This window comes from Pseudomonas sp. GW821-FHT10B02, assembly GCF_059415665.1.
In genome coordinates this window covers 35,793-56,824 of record NZ_JBWKNR010000017.1, presented here as the reverse complement: position 1 = coordinate 56,824, position 21,032 = coordinate 35,793, and the positions used below count along the sequence as shown (strand labels likewise).

Below are 21,032 nucleotides of genomic sequence, written 5' to 3'. Positions count from 1 at the left end.
ACCTGGTGGGAGCGGGCTTGCCCCGCGATCATGCGCAACCCGCTAATCCCTGTGCAACGGCCAATGCGCCAGCGGCCAGTACCGCCCTCTGCGCGATTCAAACAAGGTGAAGTGACGCGCTCGCAGGTTGAACTGCGCCGCCTCCAGCGCTTCTGGTACCGGGCCGTGAAAGTCGCGAAACAGGGTCAGGTGCGGGCGATACTCTCTCGGCGCCTCGGCAAAACCCAGGGGTAACAGGGCCTGCTGCAGGGCATAGACCAGCTGCCGCAAGGCTACCGGCGTCTGGCTCGGAGCCAGCACCAGGGCCTTGGCCCGGCGCCAGACCTCCAGACGGTCTAGCTCCACGGTCAGTGGCTCGCCGGGCACTTTCACCCCCGCAGCCGCCGCGAGAATCGCCGGCAATTGCGCCGTGCCTGCAGTCCCAAGAAACATCAGCGTCAGATGGAAATTCGCCGACGGCACCGGCCGGCCATTGTCCATACCGAGCTCGCTACGCCATTGGGCAATGGCCCGGCGCTGCGTCGGTGTGCAGTCCACGGCGAAAAACAGCCGCTTGAAGGGCTCGCCGGTTTCGCGATCGCCTTGGCTCATGCCCTTGCCTCCCTTTTCTTTCGTCGTCCCACCCAGTCTAACGCTCCGCGCCAGCAGCCGTCAGTCGCCTCGTTGATATTTTTATTTTCATGAATTTGATTTCTGAAATAAAACATGTCATTTCTATCTGCACCTGAGCCCCACCCACCGGAGTCAACAATATGAACAAGACCGGACTTCTAGGCGCCCTGGCACTCTGTGCCTGCAGCGCACTGACCCAGGCCGACGAAGGCAGCCTGCGTATCGGCATCGAAGCCGCCTACCCGCCCTTCTCCTACCGCACCCCGCAAGGCGAGCTTGCCGGCTTCGACTACGACATCGGCAATGCCTTGTGCGCGCAGATGCAGGTCAAGTGTCAGTGGGTGATCCAGGAGTTCGACGGGATGATTCCGTCATTGAAGGTGCGCAAGATCGACGCCGTGCTGTCGTCGATGTCGATCACTGAGGACCGGCTGAAATCGGTCGATTTCACCGCCAGGTACTACCACACGCCCGGCAAGTTCGCGATGAAGGCCGGCAGCCGGATCAACGATCCACTGGTCGACCTCAAGGGCAAGAAAGTCGGGGTTCAACGCGCCTCCACCTATGACCGTTTCGCCACCGAGCAGCTGGAAGCCGCCGGTGTCGAAGTGGTGCGCTATGCCTCGCAGAACGAAGCCTTCCTTGACCTTGCCTCCGGGCGCCTGGACGCCACCCTCGCCGACATCGTCAATACCGAAGAGAGCTTTATCAAGACGCCCGCCGGTCAAGGCTTTGCCCTGGTCGGCCCGGACATCAGCGACCCGAAGTACTTCGGCCGTGGCGCCGGGATTGCCGTGCGCAAGGGTGACAACGCCAACCTGACCCGCCTCAACGCCGCCATCGCCGCGATCCGCGCCAACGGCACCTACCAACAGGTGCAGAGCAAATACTTCCCGTTCGATATCTACGGCCAGTAAGCCCGGCTGGCGAGGACTTTCATCATGCTTTACGGCTATGGATCGAGCATTCTCGATGGCGCCTGGCTGACCATCAACCTGGCGCTGCTGGCGATGGCCCTGGCCATCAGCCTGGGCCTGATCGGCGCAGCCTGCCGGTTATCGCCGCTGAAATGGCTGGCGACACTGGGCGAGGTCTACACCACGGTGGTGCGCGGCATTCCTGACCTGGTACTGATTCTGCTGATTTTTTATGGCGGCCAGGATCTGGTCAATCGTCTGGCACTGGCGCTGGGTTACGAGCAGTACATCGACATCAACCCCTTTATCGCCGGGGTTTGCACCATGGGCTTCATCTTTGGTGCGTACCTGTCGGAGACCTTCCGCGGCGCCTTCCTGGCCATACCCAAAGGCCAGGCCGAAGCCGGCGCGGCCTATGGCATGAGCGCTGTGCAGGTGTTCTGGCGGATCAGCGTGCCGCAGATGGTGCGCCTGGCGATTCCGGGGTTCACCAACAACTGGCTGGTGCTGACCAAATCCACCGCGCTGATCTCGGTGATCGGCCTGCAGGACATGATGTTCAAGGCCAAGAACGCCGCCGACGCCACCCATCAGCCATTCACTTTCTTCCTCGCTGTGGCGGCGCTGTACCTGCTGCTGACCAGCCTGTCGCTGCTGCTGTTGCGCGGTGTGGAAAAACGTTACTCGGTCGGCTTCAAAGCCGCCGAGCTGTGAGGGGATCAATCCGATGATGCTCGACTATCACCTGATCTGGCAGAACCTGCCGCTGTACCTGAACGGCATTCTGCTGACGCTCAAAGTGCTGCTGATATCCCTGGGCTGCGGCCTGGTACTGGCGGTCCCGCTGGCGCTGATGCGGGTCTCGCGTTCGTGCCTGCTGCGCTACCCGGCCTGGCTCTACACCTATGTGGTTCGTGGCACGCCGATGCTGGTGCAGCTGTTCTTGATTTACTACGGCCTGGCCCAGTTCGAAGCCGTGCGTCACAGCCCGCTCTGGCCGTACCTGTCCAGCGCAACTTTCTGCACCTGCCTGGCATTCGCCATCAACACCAGTGCCTACAGCGCCGAGTTGCTGGCCGGCAGCCTGCGCTCCACCCCACGGGGCGAAATCGAAGCCGCGCGCGCCATGGGCATGTCACGCCTGACCCTGTACCGCCGCATCCTCTTGCCGTCGGCCCTGCGCCGGGCGCTACCGCAGTACAGCAACGAGGTGCTGATGATGCTGCAGACCACCAGCCTCGCCTCGATCGTCACCCTGGTCGATATCACTGGCGCGGCGAAAACCTTCAATGCGCGCTACTACCTGCCGTTCGAGGCGTTCATTACCGCCGGGCTGATCTACCTGGTCCTGACTTTCATGCTGGTGCGCCTGTTCAAACTGGCCGAGCGCCGCTGGCTGGCCTACCTGGCCCCGCGCAAGCACTAAGGAGCTTTCATGCAGCACATTGAACATATCCTGCCGTGGAGTGCCTGCGGCACCCGGCGCACCCTGAGCCTGTTCCGCTTCGGCAGCGGCCCGCGCAAGGCCTACATCCAGGCATCGCTGCACGCCGATGAACTGCCGGGCATGCGCGTGGCCGTCGAGCTCAAGGCGCGCCTGCGCGAGCTGGAAGCCCAGGGCCGGCTGACCGGGGTGATCGAGCTGGTGCCGCTGGCCAACCCGATCGGTATCGGCCAGATGTTCCAGGCCACCCATCAGGGCCGTTTCGAGTTCAACAGCGGCAAGAACTTCAACCGCGACTTTCCGGCACTGACCGAGGCGCTGGTCGAGCGTCTGGAGGGTCAGTTGGGTAGCGATGGCGAAGCCAACGTGGCAACCATCCGCCGCGCCATGCTCGACATCCTTGCCGCGCTGCCACCTGCGCAATCGGAACTCGACGGCCTGCGCCGCCTGCTCCTGCAACAGGCGTGCGACGCGGACCTGGTGCTCGACCTGCATTGCGATTTCGAATCGGTGATGCTGCTTTACGCCCTGCCGCAGAACTGGCCACGCCTGCGCTCGTTGGCGGCGCGCCTGGGTGCCGAAGCGGCGCTGCTGGCCGAAGACGCCGGCGGCAATGCCTTCGATGAAGCCTGCGCGGTGCCCTGGGTGAAACTGCCCGATTTCTTCCCCGAAGCCGAGATCCCGCTGGCCTGCGTCGCCACCACCATTGAACTGCGCGGCATGGCCGACACCGAACGCGAACCGTGCCAGGCCAGCGCCGAGCAGATTCTGGCTTACCTCGCCGACCAGGGTTTGATCAGTGGCGCATGGCCGGATGCGCCAGGCCACTGCTGCCAGGCCACGCCGTTTGCCGGTGCGCAGTACGCCTATGCCGAACACCCCGGGGTGGTCAGCTACCTGCAGCCACTGGGTGCCCAGGTTAGGGTCGGTGATCCGCTGTTCGAGGTCATCGATCCGCTCAGCGATCGCCACAGCATCGTCAAGGCCACCACCGACGGCATCCTCTACGCCCGCGAACGCCTGCGTTTTGCCCAGCCCGGCCTGTGGCTGGCCAAGGTCGCCGGCAGCACGCCCATTCGCCAGGGTCGCTTGCTCAGCGACTGACACCACCGAGTACCAACTGATGAACAAACTGGAAATTCACGACCTGCACAAAAGCTACGGCACCCACCAGGTGCTCAAGGGTGTCTCGCTGCACGCCAAAGCCGGCGATGTGATCAGCATCATCGGCTCCAGCGGCTCGGGCAAGAGTACCTTCCTGCGCTGCATCAACCTGCTCGAGCAGCCCAACGCCGGGCAGATCCTGGTCAACGGCGAACAGCTGAAACTGCGCAGCTGCCCGCGTGGCGGGTTGCGCGCCGCCGACCCGCGCCAGCTGCAACGCCTGCGCGCACGGCTGAGCATGGTCTTTCAGCATTTCAACCTGTGGTCGCACATGAGCGCCCTGGACAACGTCATGGAAGCCCCGGTGCATGTCCTCGGCATGAACCGCAAGGAAGCCCGCGACAAGGCCGAGCATTACCTCAATAAGGTTGGTGTCAGCCATCGCCGTGACGCTTACCCGGCGCACATGTCCGGTGGCGAACAGCAGCGGGTGGCAATCGCCCGTGCCCTGGCCATGGAGCCGGAGGTGATGCTGTTCGACGAGCCAACCTCGGCGCTCGACCCGGAGCTGGTCGGCGAGGTGCTCAAGGTCATGCAGGACCTGGCCCAGGAGGGGCGGACCATGGTGGTGGTGACCCACGAGATGGGCTTTGCCCGCGAAGTGTCCAACCAGTTGCTGTTCCTCCATCAAGGGATTGCCGAAGAGCGCGGCGACCCGCGTGAAGTCCTGGCGCGGCCGCAGTCCGAGCGCTTGCAGCAGTTTCTCGCCGGCAGCCTCAAGTAACTGCCCGCAGCACGCCCCGGCCACACGCCGGGGCGAGCCTTGGGATACACTACCGCCAATCTTTCAGGGAGCTGTGCGCCGGATGCCGAGCACTACCAAGAACACCACCGTCTACGCCTCGCCGGTCATGCGCAAACTGTCGGAGAGCCTGAGCGAACTGCAACCCTCGTTGCGCAAAGTGGCCGACTACATCCTGCGCCATCCGCTCAAGGCCGCGACCCTGACCATCGAAGAAATGGCCCAGGCCACCGCGACCTCGCCGGCGGCGGTCAATCGTCTGGCCAAGGCCCTGGACCTGGGTGGCTACAGCGGCATGAAAACCGAGCTGGTGGCGACCCTGCAGCAGATGGTCTCGCCGGTAGACAAGCTGCGCAACGAGCTGGCCCAGCGCCCCGGTGGTGATTTCGGCCTGCATGAACAGATCCAGAGCGCCAGCAGCAACCTGGCCACCACCAGCAGCAACAACCAGGCCGAGACCTTCGAAGCCTTCGTCAGCAGCCTGATCAACGCGCGCAAGGTGTATGTGCTGGGCTTCGGCAACAGCGTCTATCTGGCCGGGCTGGCAGCCTCGACCCTGGTGCCGTTCTGCGCCGACGCTTGCGCGATCAGCATGGAAGGCGGCAACGAGAATGCTGCCTACCGGCTGGCCGCGATCACTGACCAGGACGTGCTGCTGGCCATCGCCCTGCCGCGCTATTCCCAGGACACCCTGCAACTGTCGCGCTTTGCCCAGGAACGCGGTGCCACAGTGCTGGCAATTACCGACTCGCCTGCCTCCCCCCTTGCCCCGATCGCCCGTCACGTGTTGTTCGCCCCCGCCGATCATCCGGTGCTGACCAGCTCCAACATCGCCGTGCTGGCGCTGATCGAAGGCCTGGTGGCCGGGGTCATGGCGCGCAACAAGGAAGCGGTGAAACTGGCGACCGAGCTGACGGAAAGTGTGATGTCTTACCTGCATGTGCCGGGGGGCAAGGTGGCGCGGAAATAGTACCGGCCTTATCGCGGGGCAAGCCCGCTCCCACAGCAATTGCCTCCCCCTGTGGGAGCGGGCTTGACCCGCGAAAACCCCCACATAACCCCAAAGCAAACCTTTGCGCCTATGACTAATGTCGGGCACCGAGCCGGTAACATTTAGTACAAACCCCGGTTGTGATTGTTTATGCTGGCTGGCTCATGCCATGGCGCATCGCCACATCGACAAGTATCCGCCCATGAAAATCTTCCTTGTTCTGCTGTTTGCTTTTTCAATTGCCTACGTCCATTTTCGCGGGCGCGTCAGGCACAAAATCAGCCGCCAGCTGGGTGACCACTCAAGCTTCCTCGCGCCGGTGAACGTGTTCCTCTACCTGTTCTCCAAGCTCCCGGCCAAGCCCTACCTGCCGGTCGAATCCTTCCCCGAACTCAAGCCGCTGCAGGACAACTGGCAGGAAATCCGCGCCGAAGCCCAGCAACTGCTGCATGTCGGCGAAATCAAAAGTTCGCAGAACTACGACGACGTCGGTTTCAACTCCTTCTTCAAGAGCGGCTGGAAGCGCTTCTACCTGAAGTGGTACGGCGAAAGTCACCCTTCGGCGATGAAACTCTGCCCGCGCACCACCGAACTCTTGCAAGGCATCGGCAGCGTCAAAGCGGCGATGTTCGCCACCCTGCCACCGGGCTCGAAACTGGTACGCCACCGCGACCCGTATGCCGGCTCCTACCGCTACCACCTGGGCCTGGACACGCCGAACGACGACGCCTGCTACATCTGCGTAGACGGCGAAAACTACGCCTGGCGCGACGGCGAAGGGGTGATCTTCGACGAAACCTACATCCACTACGCCGCCAACCAGACCGACCACAACCGCATCATCCTGTTCTGCGACGTCGAGCGCCCGCTCAAGTACCGCTGGGCCACTGCCTTCAACCGCTGGTTCAGCCGCAAGGTCATGGCCGCGGCGGCCGCTCCCAACGATGCCGGCGACAAAACCGGCGGCATCAACCGCCTGTTCACCCGTATCTACAAGATCCGCGCACGCGGCAAGGCGCTGAAGAAGCGCAACCGTACCCGTTACTACCTGGAGAAATGGGCAGTGGTGGCGGCGTTGGTGTTGGTGTTTATCTATATCTGATGCGTGCCGGTTGGCTACGGCCGTGAGTGACGCTCACAGCCGTAGCCGGATCCAAACTGGACAATTGGCCAGCTGAACTACAATTATCAGAAGCACCGGTAGCCTGGCAGTCACAGAGCGACTGGAACCGGTCTCGCCAGCAGGTTGATGAGCTGGCGAATTTCAGCGATGGCCAAGGCCCTTTAGTACGAAGCGCGCTCCTCGATTGGGTTCTTTACCTTGTTCCTGGTGGTCGGTTCGACGCCTGAGGGCCAGAGAAATGAACGGCAATGACTCGGGGAGCAATCTCGGTTTCTGGCTACCTGGCAGTGCAATTGTTCTTAGCCTGATTGTCTCCACCTTCGCGCTCACCCGCGCCCCGTTCCTCGAGCAACGTCCCTTTGGTGCGCAGTTCCAGACACAGCTGCCAATAGAAGCCCGCCTGTGGCAGGACCCTTTCGATGCATTGGAGCGCTACCGCAAGCGGCTCAAAGACAACAAGAGCCAGCTGGCTGGCTCCGAATGCACCCCTGAGCTGTTTGACAAATCATCAGCCCCAACTGACCAGTTCCAGGCGCAACTCTCACAATTGCGCCGGACTTCATACAGCCCCGCAGCAGACATGGCCGATCCGGCCTCTGCACAGGGCCCGGCTAAAACCCCCAAAGCAACAGACGCGGAACCGACCAGCATCATGGTTGCCCTGGTCGAAGGTGGGCCCTACGCCGAAGAAGTCGAGCTGCGCCGACGCATGCGCTACGCCATGCTCGCCGGCTTCAAGACCGCCCGGATGGTGCCCGAGGACGAACAGAATATCCGCTGCCTGAGCCTGACAGACGACCTCAAGGCCAGTCCGGTCGCGTCACAAGACGATGCGCAAGGTAATCGCAGGCGCGCAGAGTTGCCCTATGAAATCTTTGTCGCCAACCCTTTCGATCCACCGACGGATATGGACGACAACGCGCACCCGTCCGCCCGCACCATTTTGTTCTGGCTCAAACAAAGCCACCTCGGCACCGAGCCATTGCAAAAGCTTGAACAGCTGCGACAGACCCTGTCGTGCAAGGTCAGCGCGCTTGACGGGACGTCCTCGCCCGCAACCTGTACCCCGTTCGACGATAAAATCCTCAAGGTCATCGGGCCTGCCGACTCGACCGTGCTGCGTGACATGTATCGCCAGGAATACCAGGGCAATGAGGTGCCGCCCAACATAGAGATTTACTCACCTTTGGCCACCGCCGACAGGAAGATGCTGCTGCGCGGAATCGAAAAGCCCAAGGGTCGCCCGAGCCAGCCACAAGAGAACACAGAAAACCCGAAACAGACGCTTAAGTTGCTGCGCACCATCAGCGACGACCGCACCATGACAACCCTGCTGCTCGACGAACTGAAGCTGCGCAAAGTCGACCCCGTCACCGGATTGCAGTGTGCACCGAACGCGGTCATGCGCGTCGGCAACGATTGTCGTCGCAAAGGCTTTCAACGCCAGAATCGCATCGCGCTGATTTCCGAGTGGGACAGTTTCTACAGCCGGGCATTGATAGAAAGCTTCAAGTCTCAGGTGGTCGAAACCGCCAGGTTGAGCGATGACAACAAGGCCTCCGTCGATGAATGGGTACTGCGCTTCAGCTACCTGCGCGGCCTGGACGGACGCCTTCCGGAGGAAGCTGCCAGCGCAGACAAGGCCGTTGGCAAAGACAGCAGCAAAGACAGCCTTGAACTGGACACCAGCCCCCTGGAAAAGTCCGATGGCAACTCCCAGCTCGATTACCTGCGCCGCCTGGCCGACCACATCGCCGAAGAAGACGAGCTTTATCGGCGCAAAGGTGAAAACGGCATCGGTGCCATCGGCATCCTGGGGCTCGATACCTATGACAAATTACTCGCCTTGCAAGCGCTGAAGTCGCGAATGCCGCACAAGGTGTATTTCTCCACGGATCTCGATGCCCGCATGTTGCAACGCGGCCAGGCCGAGACCACCCGCAACCTGGTGCTGGCAGCCCCCTATGGCCTGACCCTGACCCGGGCCCTGCAACAGGATGTACCGCCGTTTCGCGACAGCTTGCAAAGTGCCGTATTCATCGCCGTGCTGACGGCGCAAGCGCCGCAAAGCTTCGATGCCAAGCGGGCAAAATTCGACTACAACAAGTCCGGGTTACTCTCGCCGGGTATCTACGAGGTGGGAATAAAAGGTTTCATTCCCCTCGCAAGCCGACTGAACAAGTCACGCCCAGAGGATTGTGCAGCGCCAGATTCAAGGCGCTCCGACCGCATCAGCCGAGTGCGTCCGCAAGACATCATGGCATTGCGTTGTTTGCAGGACCGCGCAGAACTCCCCTTTCCGGAAATGTCCCCGGCAATGCGTAAAGACTTTACTGCGCGCTTGTCGTTCTTCGGGGCCGGGCCACTGTCGTGGATCTTGCTGTTGCTGGCATTGTCGCTGGGCTGGTGGTGGACCAACAGAAGTCTGGTCAACACAGTACCTCCCCCTTCTGCGGATCAGGCAGACTCGAAATTCCTCTACCAGCTCCCGCCCTGGGTCTGCAGGTTGCCCATATCGCTCTATGCGGCGTCTGCCCTGTCCGCGCTGGTCGGTATCCTGTACTGGCGAGTGGAATTCATGTGGATCACCTTCGTGCTGATCCTGTTGGGGATTATTTGCGCCGAACTGATTCGCCGAACGACGCCCGTATCCTTGCGACCCGGACGGGGTGCTGCCGGCATCGCCGGTTTGTTCGACGCCTCGGGGTGGTACATCCTGGTGCCGCTGGTCGTGTTTATCCTGGCGTTGTTGTGGGCGTACCAGGTTCGCCGCGACTTGACCGACAACGGCCTGGGTGAGCCGATGTTCCTGTTCCAGGGCATCAGCGCCTGGCCGACCGTCGCGTTGCGCCTGCTGGCGGCACTGATCTCGATTTCGGCGCTGTTCTGGGGTTGGCGCAACCTGCAGATCAACCGCATCGAGATCCGCAACCTCTACCACCTGAGCCATTTAACGCCCATTTACCGGGCAAGGCTGTGGCGACATTTTCCGCTGTTCAATCAACGCTACAAAAAATGGTCATGGCGCCACTGGCTCAATCAATTGGGGCATTGGCTGTTCAAGATCATCTTCCCGCTGTCGCCAAGCGATATCCCGCACATCAGCGACAAGACCCGGCGTGCCTTGCGCCTGCCTGCCAGCCGTGACCCGCGCCCGCTGGTGTTCATTTCGAGCTTCTGGCGCGAGCATTGCGAATGCGGCACCTTCACCGCGCGCTTGCTGCGGGCGGCGCTCGCCACCTGGTTTTTCCTGGTGATCACCAGCGTACTGATGGTGGTATGGCCCATGGAGAGCATCCCGGTTCGGGGCAACTCGCCAATTTGGCTTTGGAGCTGGCTACTGCCCTTTGTCCTCTTCCAGCTGCTGGTGTTCTGGGTGGTGGACGCCAACCGCCTGCTCACGCGCTTCATCCACCAATTGAGCAATCTCCACGGTATCTGGCCAAAGCCTTTGCGAATCGAACATAAGGAGATCTTTGAAACCCCGGCGCACCCCTGTATCGACGACTGGATGGACATGGTCCTGATCGCCAAGCGTACGGCGGCGGTCAATCGCCTGATCTATGCGCCGACTGTCGTCCTGTTGATCATGATCGCCTCACGCAGCAGCTACTTCGATAACTGGCCGACCCCGCCGAGCATTGTCATTTCGTTTCTGCTCACCGCCGTGATACTGCTCAGCTCAGCGATATCGCTGCGCCGCGCGGCCGAAAAAGCACGGCGCATCGCCTTGCTGCGTATCGATGATTATTTGTTGCGCCCTGTTGAAGACAACCTGAAACAGGACAAGCTGGAAATGATCCGTGCCCGCGTTGCTGCGCTCAGTACCGGTGCCTTCTCGCGTTACTCGGAAGAGCCGCTGGTGCGGGCATTGCTGCTTTCGCTGACCGGTATTGGTGGCTCGATCATTGTCGATGCGATCAATTTTTCCAAGTTTTGAGGGGTGCGGTTTTACCGGGCTTCCCAGCGGTAATGGCAACCCAGGCCCAACGCGTTGCTGTGATTCACCATCAGGCCGTCGGCGTAGCTGAAGCTGCGCACGGTGACGAACGGGACTTCACGGCCCTGGTTGTCGGTCAGGTAGATGAAGCTGCCCCGCCGACGCAGGCTTTGCTCCCAAGGCAGCACCCAGCCACGACCGAGCACGCTGTCGACGGTGAGGTCGCCGGCGTAGAAGCGCGACCATTCGATCGGCATCAGGCCCGGCAGGCTGCGGCCGGTGGTGAGATCGACCGGGTTGCCGATGGCCTTACGGTCTACGGATTCGCCCCCTTAATGATGGCCATTCTGCGGCGACAAAGCCCGCGGAGAAAATCATACGCTAGGGTAAGTAATTTTATGACGCTACTTTGACAGACGACCACATTAAATTACTAACAAATAAGAGAACCGGAAGCAAATTAGGTAAGACTGGCATCTATCTCCCCCTAAATTTTTAAAGACTTGGAATCACCATAACTAAGCTATCCATAAAAAATAGCAGAAAGTAGCATCTTACATAAAATCGTGACCGCGCACAGATGCACATTCACGCACTGACAGCGAGGCCACACCTCATACCTTATAAACAACCAAATACGACACCCAAACAAGAAGTAACTGAGGGAGATATCACCCCCTCGCTTACCAACAAATACACAACAACAAATTGAGCTTATAGCAATCTTATTAACCCACAGCAATGCAGAACACAATATAAATTACTGAGCCTCAGCCATAAAAATAATCAACGAATCGACTCGTATTATCTTCCCCTAAGATTGGCTCAACCTCCTCCAACAATCTGTTCAAGAAAGCATCACTAATCCCATCGTCATCAGAAAGGTCAAAAATATTAAACTCCCCATAGACTATATCTATCAACCTTGACAGAGCACGAATAAAGTCAGCCAACGAATCTGCTATTTGAAATGACTGCACAACGTCGTAGCTGGCGAACACTGGAGTACTTGCAACATTTGTGACTGCTATAATCGGCTTACCCCCTCCACTATCATCCATTATAACCAAGTCCGAGACCGGCCACTCATTGTCTAACACTGCCCCATCGGCTGTATTAATCCACCGATAACCAACCTGTCCTTTTTTCAAGCCCTCAACTTCAAATAATTTCAAAGGAGTTAGGCCTGTTTCAATTTTTATCCCTTTCGGCTCATAATTATTGTAATACAGTTCTATTTCTGCTGAGCGCGGCAACTCCGCGGGCCAACGAACCGAAGCATTACCCGAGGCTACAAACTGCCCAGACAATTGATACTTGGCGTGCATGAAACTTAGCTCTTTTAGTGCATCACCAACCTGACTCATCGCTCTCTCCAAATTTAACCACAAGAACTTTTTCCAACACTTCTCACCCGATCAATCAGACGCCCCTTTCCAGGATTTTTATAATTTCCGCGATGTCCTTGATCAGCATTAAGGTGTTCATCAATACCACTTGGGTGATTAGCATTTTGCAAGAAAATAATATTTCGCGGGTCACCTTTCCAGGCCGCACCTAGCTTACCATTACCTTCAACACTATTAATATGATGCCCCGTATAGCCTGCATCAGACATTACAGAGGAAAGTTTAGCATTATTTCGAACACTCATTATTGTTTCTCTTTCCGCCGCAGTCCAGTTACTAGAACCGCCACCGCTTTCGACTAGAATCCTCTCTTGCCCCCAAGCCCGGCTAATTGCGGTGCTGCGCGCACCAGGCACTGGAGTAATTGAACCTCTGGGTTTGTACCGAACTAAATCCTCCGGACTCAAACCGAAAGGATCAACCCAACTTATGGGATTTACGGCATATTGATATAAATTATTACCACCATGTAATCCTATGGGATCTTGGGTAACAAAGCGCCCTGACCCAGGATCATAGTAACGAAAGGTATTGTAGTGCAGCGAACTTTCTTCGTCCAAGTACTGGCCTTGGAATCGGAGGTTCTGATTGACCTCATTGATGGACAGATGCTCTATCGATCCCCATGAGCGATATGTCGCCTGCCATACAACCCTGCCGTCGCTATCCGTCATCTCCAGCGGCGTACCGATTTGATCGGTGTGGAAGTAATAGAGCTTCTGCTCCTCCCCTTCAGCCTGATCAACTCGCGCCAGCGGCGCATAGCTACCCGGTTCGTAGAGGTACAAGGTGCTCTGCCCCGGAGTCTCCTCCCGCAACATCCGCAGCCCTTGCCAGAGAAAGCGCTTCTGCTCGGCCTTGCCATTGATCTCAGACTGCTTGGCCACCCGCCGCCCAAGGCTGTCGTAGCGATACTCGCCCGTGCTCTCCAGCTTGCCGTTGACTAACGTCTCGGCACGGACCAACCGGTTTTCACAGTCGTAACTGAAGCTCTGCAGCTTGCTATGCCCCGAGCGCTTCTCGATCAGGTTGCCCCAGGCGTCGTAGCTGTATTCCTGATCCCGCCACTGCCTGATGCGGTTGTCCTTGACCTTGTCGAACTGGCTGGTATTGAAGTTCAGCCGGTTGGCTGCGGCGTCGTAGCGGAATTCCTCGCTCCCAATCAACGAACCGGTATCGCGGCTGTGCAACTGGCCGTTGGCCTCGTACTCGTACTTGATCTCGCCGCGCAGCTTGTCCAGCGTACGCACCAACTCACCCGCCGGATCGTACTGGTAGCGCCGGTGAACCGGGTTGTAGGCATGCTCCACCAGCAACGAGGTGTTGATCCCGGTGTTATGCACCTGTGACAGCTTTTCAGCTGGCAAGGTCGAGGCGAACTGCCACGCCTTGCGCCCCATCGCGTCATAGCCAAAGCAACTGGTCAGCTTGCCCTGAGTGCGATACACCTCACGGTGCAGGTCGTCGCGCTCCATGTCGCTGATTACCTGGCCGTCCAGGTTCAACTGGTGCAGGTGGCCGCTGCCGTAGTACAGATGGTTGACCTTGCGCCCGTCCGGCAGGGTCAGCGTGGTCAGGTTGCTGAGCGGGTCGTACTCGTAGCTCAGGGCTCCATCGGCAGTGACTTCCCGAGTCAGCCGGCCCAGCAGGTCGTAGGCGTATTCCAGCTTCTCTTCGGTTACACCCAGTTGCTTACCGGTCATGGTTGGCTGGCGTTGGATGCTCAGCAACCGGTCACCGTCGTCGTACTCATACTGCTGCCGCGCATCGCGGTTGAGCTTGGCAATCAGTCGACCAATCACATCGCGTTCGAACAGCGTCTCGCGTTGCGGCCGCTCGCCATTTTCGCCGTAGCCGATTTCATCAACGCGGGTCAGGTGCCCGCCCTCGTTGTAGCTGAAACGCCGGGTCAGGTTATCCACCCGCACCTCTTCGCTCAGCCGATCCGAGACATCGTAGGCAAAGCTGTAGGTCGCGTTGTTTTCATTGACCAGCGCGGTCAGGCGGATGGCCTTGTCGTACTCGTAACGTATCTGCTGCCCTTTGGCATCCTGGCGGCTGCTCGGCAAGCCCCGCGCTGTACGTTGCAAGCGGGTGACCTGGCCCTTGCCGTCGGCGTGGCTGAGCACCTGACCATAGACGTTGTAGGTAAAGTTTTCCGCAGTGCCGTCTGGATGGTTGATGCGCAGGACTTCACCGTCCGGCTTGCGCTCCAACGTGGTGGTCTGCTGCAACGCATCGGTCACCGCCACCAGGTACTGGCGCTCATCGTAGCGGTAGGTGGTGCGCTTGCCCGAACAGTCCTGATAGCGCTCGACCTGGGCCAGGGTGTTCCACCACAGGTACTTGGACTTGTGGTTGGCGTCGATGATGGTGTGCGGCAAACCATCGTCGCTGTTCAGGTACTCGGTCAGCTGGCCCAGGGCATCGGTCTCGGCGAGCAGGTTGCCCTTGTCGTCGTAACGCGCCTGCCAGGTACTGCCGTCCGGGTAGCTGACCTTGGTCACCAGGGTGGTCAGGTGGTGGTATTCGTAGGCGATGGTGCGGCCCAGCGGGTCGGTTTCTTCAAGCAGGCGGGCAAATTCGTCGTATTTGAATTGCAGACGGTTCCCGTCCGGCAAGCTCAGCCCGACCATGTTGCCATTGTCGTCCAGCTCGATCGCGTAGCGCTCGCCGCCATAGTCGCGGCTGGCGATCACCCGGTGGTCGGCGTTGTAGTGCACCTCGAGTTCGCGACCAAGCACATCGGTGGCCCAGCTGGTGCGCCCTTCGAGGTCGTAGCGAAAGTGGAAGTGCTCGCCGTCGCTGGTCCAGTGCTCCACCACCCGTGGCTGGCCACCGAGGGTTTCCCAGCGGTAATGGCAACCCAGGCCCAACGCGTTGCTGTGGCTCACCATCAGGCCGTCGGCGTAGCTGAAGCTGCGCACGCTGTCGCCGTTGCGGTTGATCACCGTGCTGAGCTGACCCTGCTCGTCGTAGCGGTACTGGGTCAGGGTTTCGACCGCCTGGTTGTTGACCAGCCGTTTGATCTCGGTCAGGCGACCCAGCGGGTGGTCGTAGTGCAGGTGCACGCGGGTGCCGCCAGTGGCGCTGATATCAGTCAGCGTGCCTTGCGCGGTACGGGTGAAATGCAGGAAGTGGCCGAGGGCGTTTTCGATGCGCTGCAGCGGCACCTGACTGTCGTCGTCCGGCACTTCACCGAAGTAGAAAAACAGGTTGTCCAGCGTTTGCAGGAGGTAGTGGCCGCCCTCGGTGCACACCAGGTACACCTGCTCGTGCGGGTTGTAGATGCGTTCGACCGTCTATGCAGCCACTGAAGCGATATCATCCGGCCCTACGACCAACTCGGCAGAGCCAGAAAACTACGCATTGTTAAAGATCAAAATTTTGAATGCAACCACTAAACGCTCTTCAATCTAGTGCCCCATCTGGGACGATCTGCACGACAATTTAAATATCATATAAAATACAAACACCAGAAACCACCAACTTAAATCAAATCCAACCCCACAAACCATACACCACGGCCTCCCACTCAAAGAGAAATACCGCACCCTACCAAATCAATACACCTTCAAAAAATTAAATCAACTCCAACTTAATCTAAAATCGAAACCATAGCACCATTTGTAATACCAGTTAAAATCATGGCAAAAACCTAGAGACCTTTGAGGGGCGCGAAGGTTTCCAAGAGATCAAAACACCCGACTCACCAAGTATTTTATTAACATACGCCAAGTCTTTTTCCTCAACCTCCCAGATCCACATCCCGCTTGCATTTGCATTAAGGGTACCATGTCGCTCATCACTGAGAATCCAATCCCGCAGGATAACGCCCTCCACATCTAAACCAAGATGCCCTTCATTTACCACATTTACCAAATAAACCATTCGTAGCATTTTATTTCTATACCGCTCCGCCCCCTTGAATCTTCCTCCAGTCTCTCTGCTGAAGGAATTTGGATTTTCATAGCCATAAACGCTAACTAGATTCTCTCCTTCAGCATAATAAAAACCCTCAGAAACATCATCAACCTGATAAAATATTGCGTACTCCAATTCTCTTGACTCACAAAGCACTTCTATAAATGCTATGAATTTCTCTTTCTCAAAATAAGGAAGGACACATTGTGCATCAAAATGATAAAACCCACCAAAATCTGTCGTTGAGAACCCGAAAGAGGCATCCCAAAGCTCACCACTATTATTCTCACAATAAAGCCTGAAAGAGGTGGCGTTCTTGGCCTGAATTTCATCCTTCAAGTCGGCTAGCGGGACCTCCACGAAATCAATATCTTCCTCACTCCTATCTTTTCGATATTTATAATATCCTGAAGCTGTAACAACCAACCCTATATTCCGAAAAAAAAGCAACCCCATCTCATATGCGCGTTCGGGAGTAACTTTTTCGATGCCGTAGATCGCCATCGCAGTAGCTGCACACATAATAATTCACCTATATACTGTCAATTAAATTATCCAAAACACTCTTTATTTTTGACGCATTGTAAGGATGCTTTAATACAACAATATTCCCTTGGCCGGCTTTCGGCAAGTTGCTCATCGCAGCCTGATTACGCCCCGTTAACGATGGTAGTTTGCTCCCCATATCCGTTTTTGAAGCCAGCTCTATAGCATGAACCCTTCCAGAGCTATCAACAGCCATTATATCAGGACGCCTGCCTGATACGCCCTTTCCATTGGCAAAACTATACGACCTATTCAAATAAATTTCTTTAAACTTACCGCTCATAGCCAACTTATTAGCAATAGCCTCAGAAAACTGATCATGGCCAGGCGTTCCATCTTTTTGACCTTTCCCGAATATTTTTGCCCCATTCACTTCGCGCATAGGGCACGCAGCCAACCCTAGAGGATCGACCCACGTTATTGGGCTCGGCACATAAGCGTATAGGTTGTTACCGCCTTCTAACCCAATCGGATCTTGAGTGAAGAATCGCCCAACCTCAGGATCATAGTATCGAAGTGTGTTGTAGTGCAGCCCAGTCTCGTCGTCAAAGTACTGTCCTTGAAACCTTAGGTTTTGCTCGACCTCATTGACTGCCAACTGCTCAATCGTTCCCCAGGACCGATACGTCGCCTGCCAAACGATCTCTCCATCACCGTTGGTCAACTCCAGCGGCGTACCGATCTGGTCGGTATGGAAGTAATAAAGCTTCTGCTCCTCCCCCTCCGCTTGATCGACTCGCGCCAGTGGCGCATAACTACCCGGCTCATAGAGGTACAAACTGCTCTGTCCCGGAGTCTCCTCCCGCAGCATCCGCAGCCCTTGCCAGAGGAAATGCTTCTGTTCCTTCGCTCCCTTGATCTCGGCTGTTTTGGCAACTCTTCTTCCTAGGCTGTCGTAGCGATACTCTCCCGTGCTCTCCAGCTTGCCGTTGACTAATGTCTCGGCACGGACCAACCGGTTTTCACAGTCGTAGCTGAAGCTCTGCAGCTTGCCGTGCCCCGAGCGCTTCTCGATCAGGTTGCCCCAGGGATCGTAACGATACTCCTGATCCCGCCACTGCCTGATGCGGTTGTCCTTGACCTTGTCGAACTGGCTGGTATTGAAGTTCAGCCGGTTGGCTGCGGCGTCGTAGCGAAATTCCTCACTCCCGACCAGCGAACCGGTATCGCGGCTGTGCAACTGGCCGTTGGCCTCGTACTCGTATTTGATCTCGCCACGCAGCTTGTCCAGGGTGCGCACCAACTCACCCGCCGGATCGTACTGGTAGCGGCGGTGAACCGGATTGTAGGCATGCTCCACCAGCAACGAGGTGTTGATCCCGCTGTTATGCACCTGTGAGAGTTTGTCGGCAGGCAGCTTCGAGGCGAATTGCCACGCCTTGCGCCCCATCGCGTCATAGCCAAAGCAACTGGTGAGCTTGCCCTGGGTGCGATACACCTCACGGTGCAGGTCATCGCGCTCCATGTCGCTGATCACCTGGCCATCGAGGTTCAACTGGTGCAGGTGACCGCTGCCGTAATACAGATGGTTGATCTTGCGTCCATCCGGCAGGGTCAGCGTGGTCAGGTTGCTGAGCGGGTCGTACTCGTAGCTCAGGGCTCCATCGGCAGTGACTTCCTGAGTCAACCGGCCCAGCAGGTCGTAGGCGTATTCCAGCTTCTCTTCGGTTACACCCAGTTGCTTACCGGTCATGGTTGGCTGGCGTTGAATGTTCAGCAACCGATCACCGTCGTCGTACTCATACTGCTGCCGTGCATCACGGTTGAGCTTGGCAATCAGTCGACCAATCGCATCGCGCTCGAACAGCGTCTCGCGTTGCGGCCGCTCGCCATTTTCGCCATAACCGATTTCATCAACACGGGTCAGGTGACCGCCTTCGTTGTAGCTGAAACGCCGCGTCAGGTTGTCTACCCGCACCTCTTCGCTCAGCCGATCCGCGACATCGTAGGCAAAGCTGTAGGTCGCGTTGTTTTCGTTGACCAGCGCGGTCAGGCGGATGGCCTTGTCGTACTCGTAACGTATCTGCTGCCCTTTGGCATCCTGGCGGCTGCTCGGCAAGCCCCGCGCTGTACGTTGCAAGCGGGTGACCTGGCCCTTGCCGTCGGCGTGGCTGAGCACCTGACCATAGACGTTGTAGGTAAAGTTTTCCGCAGTGCCGTCCGGATGGTTGATGCGCAGCACTTCACCGTCCGGCTTGCGCTCCAGCGTGGTGGTCTGCTGCAACGCATCGGTCACCGCCACCAGGTACTGGCGCTCATCGTAGCGATAGGCGGTACTTTTGCCCGAACAGTCCTGATAGCGCTCGACCTGGGCCAGAGTGTTCCACCACAGGTACTTGGACTTGTGGTTGGCATCGATGATGGTGTGCGGCAAGCCATCGTCGCTGTTCAGGTACTCGGTCAGCTGGCCCAGGGCATCGATCTCGGCGAGCAGGTTGCCCTTGTCGTCGTAACGCGCCTGCCAGGTACTGCCGTCCGGGTAGCTGACCTTGGTCACCAGGGTGGTCAGGTGGTGGTATTCGTAGGCGATGGTGCGGCCCAGCGGGTCGGTTTCTTCAAGCAGGCGGGCAAATTCGTCGTACTTGAATTGCAGGCGGTTACCGTCCGGCAAGCCCAGGCCAACCATGTTGCCATTGTCGTCCAGCTCGATCGCGTAGCGCTCGCCGCCATAGTCGCGGCTGGCGATCACCCGGTGGTCGGCGTTGTACTGCACCTCGAGTTCACGCCCGAGGACATCGGTCGCCCAGCTGGTGCGCCCTTCGAGGTCGTAGCGAAAGTGGAAATGCTCGCCGTCGCTGGTCCAGTGCTCGACCACCCGTGGCTGGCCACCGAGGGTTTCCCAGCGGTAATGGCAACCCAGGCCCAACGCGTTGCTGTGATTCACCATCACGCCGTCGGCGTAGCTGAAGCTGCGCACGCTGTCGCCGTTGCGGTTGATCACCGTGCTGAGCTGACCCTGCTCGTCGTAGCGGTACTGGGTCAGGGTTTCGACCGCCTGGTTGTTGACCAGCCGTTTGATCTCGGTCAGGCGACCCAGCGGGTGGTCGTAGTGCAGGTGCACGCGGGTGCCGCCAGTGGCGCTGATGTCGGTCAGCGTGCCTTGCGCGGTACGGGTGAAATGCAGGAAGTGGCCGAGGGCATTTTCGATGCGCTGCAACGGCACCGGGCTGTCGTCGTCCGGCACTTCACCGAAGTAGAAGAACAGGTTGTCCAGCGTTTGCAGGAGGTAGTGGCCGCCCTCGGTGCACACCAGGTACACCTGCTCGTGCGGGTTGTAGATGCGCTCGCCCGGTTGCAGGGTGACGAACGGGATTTCACGGCCCTGGTTGTCGGTCAGGTAGATGAAGCTGCCGCGCCGGCGCAGGCTTTGCTCCCAGGGCAGCACCCAGCCACGGCCGAGCACGCTGTCGACGCTGAGGTCACTGGCGTAGAAGCGCGACCATTCGATCGGCATCAGGCCCGGCAGGCTGAAGTCGACTTCGTCGGGGATCAGTTTGCGCCCGGTGGTGAGATCGACCGGGTTGCCGACCAGGCCGCCGATGGCCTTGCGCGCGACCGGTTCGACCACGTAGCGGCTGGCCACCTCACCGGCGACGAAGCCTGCGGTGAATTTCAAGGCGCAGGGCATGACGGCTTTCATGCCGGCCTGGGTACCGGCCTTGATCAATTGCGCGATGCCACCGGCCGCACCGGCAACGGCCATCAGTACATCGACGGTGGTGCGCAGCCATTTGGGGATTTCATCGTCCACCGGCAGGTAGCGGTAGGTGCCGCCGCCGATGATGACGTTGCCCGAACCGCCAGAAATGGTGGCGCCGCAGGTCAGCTTGTCGCCCTTGCGCGCTGCGGCCGAGCTGTTGATGAAGACGTTGGTCGAGCCTTCGGCGATCTGCACCGGGCCTGGATGTTTGTCGCATGCCCCCAGGCTTTTCTCGACCCGGGCGGCCTTGCGGCTGTTGACGAAGACATTCGGTGAGGCAGTAAGTATCGTCCCGGAGGGGGATGAAAACATACTGCCTATGGCCTCCCCGGCAGCGGTCAGCAAGCTGCCCCCGATGCCCGCTGCCAGGCCGGCGAGCAAGGCCACGCCGAATCCGCAGGTGAAGGTGGCGATGGCCACCGTGGCAATCAGCGCGATACCCAGGGCGGCGCCGATCAGAAAGCCCCCCAATGCGCTGGTGTGCGAAATCTCGTCGCCGAACCTGGCCGCTTCGAACATG

12 protein-coding genes and 2 pseudogenes are annotated in these 21,032 nt (G+C 58.7%); 8 read left to right on the top strand and 6 right to left on the bottom strand.

Annotation, left to right across the window (positions count from 1 at the left end; genetic code table 11):
* Positions 1–42 precede the first annotated feature (42 nt).
* Positions 43–591: an RNA 2',3'-cyclic phosphodiesterase gene (gene thpR / locus AC07OF_RS23070; protein WP_495073488.1), complete on the bottom strand. Its 549-nt coding sequence runs from the start codon at positions 589–591 to the stop codon at positions 43–45.
* A 161-nt stretch (positions 592–752) separates the two neighbouring features.
* Between thpR and AC07OF_RS23065 the strand changes: the two genes are divergently transcribed.
* The 8 genes from AC07OF_RS23065 (at position 753) to AC07OF_RS23030 (ending at position 10,933) form a co-directional block, all read left to right on the top strand.
* A complete protein-coding gene (locus AC07OF_RS23065) occupies positions 753–1,529 on the top strand; it encodes an ABC transporter substrate-binding protein (protein WP_157192136.1) in 777 nt (258 codons plus the stop codon).
* Positions 1,530–1,553: 24 nt separating this feature from the next.
* Positions 1,554–2,243, top strand: a complete 690-nt coding sequence (locus AC07OF_RS23060) for an ABC transporter permease subunit (protein WP_422420327.1) — start codon at positions 1,554–1,556, stop codon at positions 2,241–2,243.
* A 13-nt stretch (positions 2,244–2,256) separates the two neighbouring features.
* On the top strand, positions 2,257–2,955 hold the full coding sequence (locus tag AC07OF_RS23055) for an ABC transporter permease (protein WP_157192134.1): 699 nt from the start codon (positions 2,257–2,259) through the stop codon (positions 2,953–2,955).
* 9 nt (positions 2,956–2,964) lie between these two features.
* Positions 2,965–4,077: a succinylglutamate desuccinylase/aspartoacylase family protein gene (locus tag AC07OF_RS23050; protein ID WP_495073487.1), complete on the top strand. Its 1,113-nt coding sequence runs from the start codon at positions 2,965–2,967 to the stop codon at positions 4,075–4,077.
* 19 nt (positions 4,078–4,096) lie between these two features.
* Positions 4,097–4,861 (top strand): ABC transporter ATP-binding protein, encoded by a 765-nt coding sequence (locus AC07OF_RS23045; protein WP_342625087.1) that lies wholly within the window; start codon positions 4,097–4,099, stop codon positions 4,859–4,861.
* An 82-nt stretch (positions 4,862–4,943) separates the two neighbouring features.
* On the top strand, positions 4,944–5,849 hold the full coding sequence (locus AC07OF_RS23040) for a MurR/RpiR family transcriptional regulator (protein WP_038609815.1): 906 nt from the start codon (positions 4,944–4,946) through the stop codon (positions 5,847–5,849).
* Between the two features lie 223 nt (positions 5,850–6,072).
* On the top strand, positions 6,073–6,972 hold the full coding sequence (gene lpxO, locus AC07OF_RS23035; RefSeq protein WP_157194716.1) for a lipid A hydroxylase LpxO: 900 nt from the start codon (positions 6,073–6,075) through the stop codon (positions 6,970–6,972).
* Between the two features lie 259 nt (positions 6,973–7,231).
* Positions 7,232–10,933 carry a hypothetical protein gene (locus tag AC07OF_RS23030; protein ID WP_495073486.1) on the top strand — a complete coding sequence of 1,234 codons (3,702 nt, stop codon included), beginning with the start codon at positions 7,232–7,234 and terminating at the stop codon, positions 10,931–10,933.
* 20 nt (positions 10,934–10,953) lie between these two features.
* Here the strand turns inward: AC07OF_RS23030 and AC07OF_RS23025 are convergent.
* The 5 genes and pseudogenes from AC07OF_RS23025 to AC07OF_RS23005 all read right to left on the bottom strand — a co-directional run.
* A pseudogene (locus AC07OF_RS23025) lies at positions 10,954–11,305 on the bottom strand (DUF6531 domain-containing protein); the annotation flags it as partial.
* Positions 11,306–11,703: 398 nt separating this feature from the next.
* A complete protein-coding gene (locus tag AC07OF_RS23020) occupies positions 11,704–12,300 on the bottom strand; it encodes a hypothetical protein (protein WP_157192129.1) in 597 nt (198 codons plus the stop codon).
* A 14-nt stretch (positions 12,301–12,314) separates the two neighbouring features.
* Positions 12,315–15,638 (bottom strand): annotated as a pseudogene (locus tag AC07OF_RS23015) (RHS repeat-associated core domain-containing protein); the annotation flags it as partial.
* Positions 15,639–15,987: 349 nt separating this feature from the next.
* The gene (locus tag AC07OF_RS23010; protein ID WP_157192127.1) at positions 15,988–16,788 is read right to left on the bottom strand and encodes a hypothetical protein; all 801 of its coding nucleotides are present in this window, start codon (positions 16,786–16,788) and stop codon (positions 15,988–15,990) included.
* A 10-nt stretch (positions 16,789–16,798) separates the two neighbouring features.
* Positions 16,799–21,031 carry an RHS repeat-associated core domain-containing protein gene (locus tag AC07OF_RS23005; protein ID WP_495073485.1) on the bottom strand — a complete coding sequence of 1,411 codons (4,233 nt, stop codon included), beginning with the start codon at positions 21,029–21,031 and terminating at the stop codon, positions 16,799–16,801.
* Position 21,032 lies beyond the last annotated feature (1 nt).

Bases quoted from the DNA above. Each gene is read 5' to 3' on its own strand.
- AC07OF_RS23040 (WP_038609815.1), top strand. From the start codon at position 4,944: ATGCCGAGCACTACCAAGAACACCACCGTCTACGCCTCGCCGGTCATG.
- AC07OF_RS23010 (WP_157192127.1), bottom strand. From the start codon at position 16,788: ATGTGTGCAGCTACTGCGATGGCGATCTACGGCATCGAAAAAGTTACT.
- AC07OF_RS23065 (WP_157192136.1), top strand. From the start codon at position 753: ATGAACAAGACCGGACTTCTAGGCGCCCTGGCACTCTGTGCCTGCAGC.
- lpxO (WP_157194716.1), top strand. From the start codon at position 6,073: ATGAAAATCTTCCTTGTTCTGCTGTTTGCTTTTTCAATTGCCTACGTC.
- AC07OF_RS23050 (WP_495073487.1), top strand. From the start codon at position 2,965: ATGCAGCACATTGAACATATCCTGCCGTGGAGTGCCTGCGGCACCCGG.
- AC07OF_RS23055 (WP_157192134.1), top strand. From the start codon at position 2,257: ATGATGCTCGACTATCACCTGATCTGGCAGAACCTGCCGCTGTACCTG.
- AC07OF_RS23020 (WP_157192129.1), bottom strand. From the start codon at position 12,300: ATGAGTCAGGTTGGTGATGCACTAAAAGAGCTAAGTTTCATGCACGCC.
- AC07OF_RS23005 (WP_495073485.1), bottom strand. From the start codon at position 21,031: ATGTTCGAAGCGGCCAGGTTCGGCGACGAGATTTCGCACACCAGCGCA.
- thpR (WP_495073488.1), bottom strand. From the start codon at position 591: ATGAGCCAAGGCGATCGCGAAACCGGCGAGCCCTTCAAGCGGCTGTTT.
- AC07OF_RS23045 (WP_342625087.1), top strand. From the start codon at position 4,097: ATGAACAAACTGGAAATTCACGACCTGCACAAAAGCTACGGCACCCAC.
- AC07OF_RS23060 (WP_422420327.1), top strand. From the start codon at position 1,554: ATGCTTTACGGCTATGGATCGAGCATTCTCGATGGCGCCTGGCTGACC.
- AC07OF_RS23030 (WP_495073486.1), top strand. From the start codon at position 7,232: ATGAACGGCAATGACTCGGGGAGCAATCTCGGTTTCTGGCTACCTGGC.